The organism is Komagataeibacter kakiaceti JCM 25156 (assembly GCF_000613305.1).
Window position 1 is genome coordinate 1 of record NZ_BAIO01000129.1, and the last position, 5,673, is coordinate 5,673.

The window sequence follows — 5,673 nt, forward strand, 5'->3', positions numbered from 1 at the left end:
CGCCGCGTCCGCCGGGGCCAGGGCGACCTTTTCCTCCCGCGCCATGTCCTGCCACAGCCGCGTGCGTACGCCGATGCCGGGCTGGCGGACCTCGATGCACAGCGCCATGCGCCGCGCGATGGCGGGACCGAGCGTGTTCAGGTCGTTCGCCGTCCAGATCACGGGTGTTCCGCCCTGTTCGAGCATGCGGTGAAAGAACACCCGGCTGTAGGACTGCGGCGGGTCGAACAGGCTGGAGGTGAACAGATCCTCCGCCTCATCGAACAGGAGGATGGAATCCGTATTGCGCAGCAGGCGCGTGCTGCACCGCAGGTCGGCCAGCCGTTCGTGGCGGGAGGGTTCGTCACCCGCACTGTCGGCCTCGCCCACCGGATACAGGATCGCGCCGATATGGCGGGCCAGCGTCGCGGCGAATTCGGTCTTGCCGGTTCCGGGCGGGCCGTACAGCAGGATATTGATGCCCGTGCTGTGCTGCCGGATCGCGGCGGTCAGCAGCCGGGCCGCGATTTCGGCCTGCTGGCCCAGATGGGCGAAGGCTTCCCACGGCAGGGTGGCCGCGCGCGGCTGGCCCAGCAGCAGCGAGCGGATGTCGCCCACCACGTTCGCGCGCCGGTTCATCAGCGCCATGAGCCGGGGCAGCAGGGTAATGTCCCCGTCCTCATCCACGGTCATGAGGCCGCTCATGCGCAACTGTCCCTCCGGCGCGAGGGCGGTGGCGAGATCGTCTTCCTCCTGCCCCAGCAGCAGGTGCAGCAGCGGAATGTCCTCGCACAGGAACGGCCCGCGCGAACGGTTTTCGCACAGGTCGTCCCACAACTGTTCAAAATGCCCGTTCAGGCGGTAGCACATGGCCAGGCCCAGGACCTCGCTCGCCACGCGGCCCAGCCCCGTGGCCTGGGTCAGTTCCTCAAGCCATGTATCCACATAGCCGCGTTCCCCCCCATGCTGCGCGCGCGCTTCTTCCAGCGCGTGGCCAAGGCGTTTCCATTCCGTGGCGGTGGGCGGGTTTTCACCATCATGGCGGGGGGCGGCGGGCAGCACCTTGTCCGGCAGGTCAAGGTCGGGCTGCGCCTGCACCACGCAGCGGACCAGCGCCCCGGCATCACGCGATCCCCGATGGATCGAGCCATGCAGCATACACAGCATTTCCAGCAGGCGGCGCGTCTCGCCGCGCACGCGCGGCGAGCGGACCTGTACTGTCCTGCGGCGGGGTGCCGGTCTTCTGCTTTTGGCCAATGCCATTAATCGGGTCTCCTGCTACTCCGGCATGAATATAGGTAGTGCAGGCCCGGATGTCGTGGGGGGAGTGCGATATGTTTTCGCCGCCCCCCGTTTTCAGCCCCGGTGCGACAGGGCAAAACCGGTTTCCACCTCGGTCAGCAGGGTGTCTAGTTCCGTGCGGCGCAGCGGGTCGGTGCCGGTGGCCACATGGGTCTGGGCGCGCTTTTTCAGGCTCCCCGCGATTCGCGGGTTGACGGGCCGGTCCGTGCCGTTGCGCAGCAGGTCGGCAATGCTGGCCCCCCGCGCATGGGCCGCCTGCGCCACGGCAAAGGCCAGATGATTGACGATATTCTCCATCTCGAAGCGCCCGAAGCGGGAATGGAAGCGGCTCAGCCGCTCCAGCGCCGTGGCGTAGCGTTCCACCGGGCCGGCCTGCCCGACGGTGCGGAAATGCTGCGTGTGATAGCCCGCTGCCTGCTCATGCTCGTCGCGCGCCAGATCCCATTCGCCGATGGCGGTGCATTCGGTCTGGATCAGGCAGTGCAGCGCGCGCGCGTTCAGGCAGGCGGACACGAAATCAGGATAGGTGATGTCGTTCCAGCTGGGCGCCCCGCCAGCGCGCCGCATGGCGAAGCGGAAGCCCCGCCGCCCGTCAATTCCGTACACGATCGTGGTGGCGCCCCGGCACAGCGGGTCGGTTCCGGTCACCATGATGTGCCGGGCGTCGGTGGGGTGCATGTAATGCTGCCATGTCAGGACATCGAGCAGGCTTTCATCTTCCACCACGCGTTGCGTATGGCGGCGGGCATGGGTCATGAAACTGGTGGCCGAAACCCCGGTTACCGCGCGCGGCGAGAAATCGACCTGCCACCACATGCATGCCCGGATCAGGTGGAACGCCAGCGCGTCGCACAGTTCCAGCAGGCTGGTGTTTTCCGCCTCCGTCCTGCCGGCCTGCACGTCGCACAGTGCCCGGACGGCCCTGAAGCGGTTGGACAGCAGGTCAAGCTGGCGGGCGACCGGCTGCCAGGGGTCGAAATAGCTTACCAGCTTCTCGGGGCGGGAATGCTGCATGTGCCAGATAGCCGGGGCGGAACGTGTTTCACGCATCGGGCGGTCCTTGAAGTATGTGTAGCCAGAGGATCTGCATTATCGGGCAGGGTGCCTGCGCCTGCCTGTCCCGGCATGGGCGCGGGGCGTGGCGGGTTACAGCGGGTCAGGGTTCAGGTTTCGGGGCGTGGGTTCGGGGTGGCGCGGGAACGGTTGGCGCTCCCACCACAGATTGTCATTATAGGCGCGCGATATGATAATGGTTATTAATATCGCATTAAATCCATGACAGGTTGCCGGGGTCCACGCAACCGTGTCCGGCCCCCGCCTGCCTGACGCCGCCCGTAACGCGGCATGGGCCGCACCGGTTCGTCCGGGCGGGGATTTGCAAACACCGAAGTGCTGCAATATGCCAGATGCCATTGGTACCCGATGGATGATGGCAGGAGAGAGGCATGGGCAACGCGGAACAGCCCCGGCGGCGGACCATACGTGATGTCACGAAGGGGGACGTGCCCGGTGTGTGGCTGACAGCCTATACCGCGCCCATGGCCAGCATGCTCGACCCGCATGTCGATGTCCTGCTGGTGGGGGATTCGCTGGGCATGGTGGTCTATGGCCTGCCCGATACGCTGGGCGTCAGCATGGATATGATGATCGCCCATGGCGCGGCGGTGGTGCGCGGTTCGCGCCGGGCGCTGGTGGTGGTGGACATGCCGTTCGGTTCCTATCAGGAATCCCCGCGCAGGCGTTCCGCAACGCCGCCCGCATCATGGCGGAAACCGGCTGCGGCGCGGTCAAGCTCGAAGGCGGCGCGGAAATGGCGGAGACGGTCAGTTTTCTTGCGCAGCGTGGCATTCCCGTCTGCGGTCATGTCGGTCTCATGCCGCAGGCGGTCAAGACCACGGGCGGCTTCCGCACGCAGGGGCGCGATGCGGAACAGGCGCGCAAGGTACAGGCTGATGCCCACGCCATCGCGGCGGCGGGCGCCTTCGCCATCGTGCTGGAGGGCACGGTGGAACCCGTCGCGCGCGACATTACGACAGGCATGACCGTGCCGGTCATCGGTATCGGTGCCTCGCCCGCATGTGACGGGCAGGTGCTGGTGGTCGATGACATGCTGGGCGCGTTTGGCGCGTTCACCCCGCGCTTTGTCCGTCGCTACGCCGATGTGGGCGGCGTGGTCGAGGACGCCGCCGCCCGCTATGCGGAAGATGTGCGCACCCGCCGCTTTCCCGGCCCGGCGGAATGTTTTGGCGTGCGCCGCCAGATCGAGCCGGGATAAAGGCCGTACCGGTTTCCCCTCAGAACCCCGAGGCCGCCGTGAACAGCACCGCCAGCCCGCCGCCCACATAATATTGCGGGCCTTCGGCCGCCGTAAGCGTGGGGGTCGCCACGCCGGACAGGTAGTGCTGGTTGGTGATGTTGATGAAATTCATGCGGAATTCGGGGTGCGAGAGGAAGGCATGGTCATCCATGCGGTAGCCTATGGCCAGGTTGCCCGTGGTGTGGTCGGGCATGCGTTCGTCGTTCATGAAGGTGGCGTACTGCCGCCCCGTGTAATGGACGGACGCGATGCCGAAGATATGGCCATCATCATAACTCAGCCCGGCGGAGGCCTGCAGGGTGGGGCTTTCCACCGCCGTCCTGCCGCGCGTGGGCAGCAGCCCGCTGGCGGAGGGAATGTCGCTGTCAATGGTCGCGTGCAGGTATTCCCCCGACAGGTAGGGCGCGAAATGGTGCCAGGCTTGAGCCCCATTTCCACATCCACCCCGCGTGATGTCTGGCCCCCGCCATTTATGGTGGAGTCCACCTGTGCGCCGTTCACGTTCAGCAGCGTCTGGATTTCGCGGTTGGTGAAATCATAGTTGAACAGGGTCAGGCTGCCCACGATCAGGTCGCCACTGTAGCGGTAGCCCAGTTCCTCGGACACGGAATATTCGTTCCTGAGCTGCGTTGCGATGCCACTGGCCGTGACCCCGCCGAACAGGGCGCTTTCATCAGGGGTGCGGAAATTGGTCGTGGTGTTGAAGAACACCATGTGCCGGGGCGTGATGCGATAGCGGATCGCGATGCGCGGCAGGGGCACCGCCGTGTTGCTGCCTGCCGCACTCTGCGCGCCCATGGCGGGGGTGGTGGTGCCGTGGCGGTCCAGCATCACTTCCTTGAAGCCGACATCCACCATGAGCCTGCGGCCAAGGAAGTGCATCCGGTCGCCCAGGTACAGCGCATTGGTCTGGGAAATCATGTGGTAACTGCCCGCGTCCAGTTGCTGGCCATCGGGCAGCAGTATGGTGCGGCTGATCCGGTCCACCCATATGTCAGCCGCGTTGCCGCTGGCGTTTACGGCGGTGAAGGCTGGTGTTCGCTGTCATCGGAATAATCGTACCAGTAGCCGAACACCAGGTCATGGTTGCCAAGCTGCCAGTCCAGCGCCGCGTTGAAGCCCGCGCGATAGCTGGTCTGGGTCCAGTTGGCGCGCACCACGGCGTCGGCATCCGGCACGCCGGCGGGGCTGGGACCGCTGAACATCCCGGTTTCCCCCATGGTGGTGCCGCCGGGGTCGTTGCCGTAGCTCCACTGGGCATAGGGCGTGAGCTTGAGGTGCAGGTTGCGCGCCAGCGTCAGCCGCGCCGGGGCCGCCATGTAGAATATCCGCTCCGGCTGGCGGTACAGCGCCCAGTAATCCGTGCCGCCTGCGGCGTCGTTGGGGTTGTAGGTGGCGGCGAGGTTGTTCGCCGCGCCATGCGGGCCTTCCGCCTGCCAGTCCGCCTTGTCCACGGGGGGGTAGTAGCTGGCGACCATCGTGTTCCAGGTCCCGATGACCGAAACGCGATTCCCCGCCCCCCATTCGCGCAGGAACTTGAAATCGATATGCTGGCGCTCGTCATGGCCGGGGCCACGCCAGTTATCGGTATAGCCGTGGGAATACGACACGAAGCCGCGTATGCCGGTATGCCCGATCTGCCCGGTTTCCAGCCGCAGGAACTGGCGGTTGGTGTTGTACGACCCGTAGGATACATCCGCATACCCGCCCGCGCGGGTGGAGGGGTCACGGAAGGACATGTTCATGAGCCCCCCCGCCGCGTTGAGCACGGGGGCGTCCAGATCCGCCGATCCCTGTTCCAGCGCGACACTCTGGTAATTCTCGGTATCCGCGAACTGGCCGGGATAGCCGTTGTAATAGGCAATATCGTTCAGCGGCATGCCTTCCAGCAGGTAGCCGATCGAATCCCCGCCCAGACCGCGTACGCTGATATTGGTCTGGGGTGAAAAGCCCAGCGGGTCGGATGAGGAGACATTGGCCCCGGGCAGCAGGCTGACCATGTCGAACGCCGTGGCGCTGGGGGCCTGCTTGCGCATGAAATCCGTGCCGATGGTGCTGACGGATTTCGCCGCGTC

At 65.8% G+C, this 5,673-nt stretch carries 2 protein-coding genes and 2 pseudogenes; 1 reads left to right on the forward strand and 3 read right to left on the reverse strand.

Going from position 1 to position 5,673, the window contains the following annotated elements; genetic code table 11:
- Both JCM25156_RS08680 and JCM25156_RS08685 read right to left on the reverse strand, forming a co-directional pair.
- Positions 1–1,176: AAA family ATPase (locus JCM25156_RS08680; protein ID WP_025812791.1), on the reverse strand; the 1,176-nt coding region annotated here is incomplete at its 3' end.
- A 159-nt stretch (positions 1,177–1,335) separates the two neighbouring features.
- The gene (locus JCM25156_RS08685; protein ID WP_025812792.1) at positions 1,336–2,331 is read right to left on the reverse strand and encodes a hypothetical protein; all 996 of its coding nucleotides are present in this window, start codon (positions 2,329–2,331) and stop codon (positions 1,336–1,338) included.
- 395 nt (positions 2,332–2,726) lie between these two features.
- Here JCM25156_RS08685 and panB point away from each other — a divergent pair.
- Positions 2,727–3,556: pseudogene (gene panB / locus JCM25156_RS22855) on the forward strand (3-methyl-2-oxobutanoate hydroxymethyltransferase).
- A gap of 19 nt (positions 3,557–3,575) precedes the next feature.
- Here the strand turns inward: panB and JCM25156_RS22860 are convergent.
- Positions 3,576–5,673, reverse strand: a pseudogene (locus JCM25156_RS22860) (TonB-dependent receptor); the annotation flags it as partial.

Excerpts from the sequence above, each read along its gene's own strand:
- JCM25156_RS08685 (WP_025812792.1), bottom strand. The coding sequence starts at position 2,331 with ATGCGTGAAACACGTTCCGCCCCGGCTATCTGGCACATGCAGCATTCC.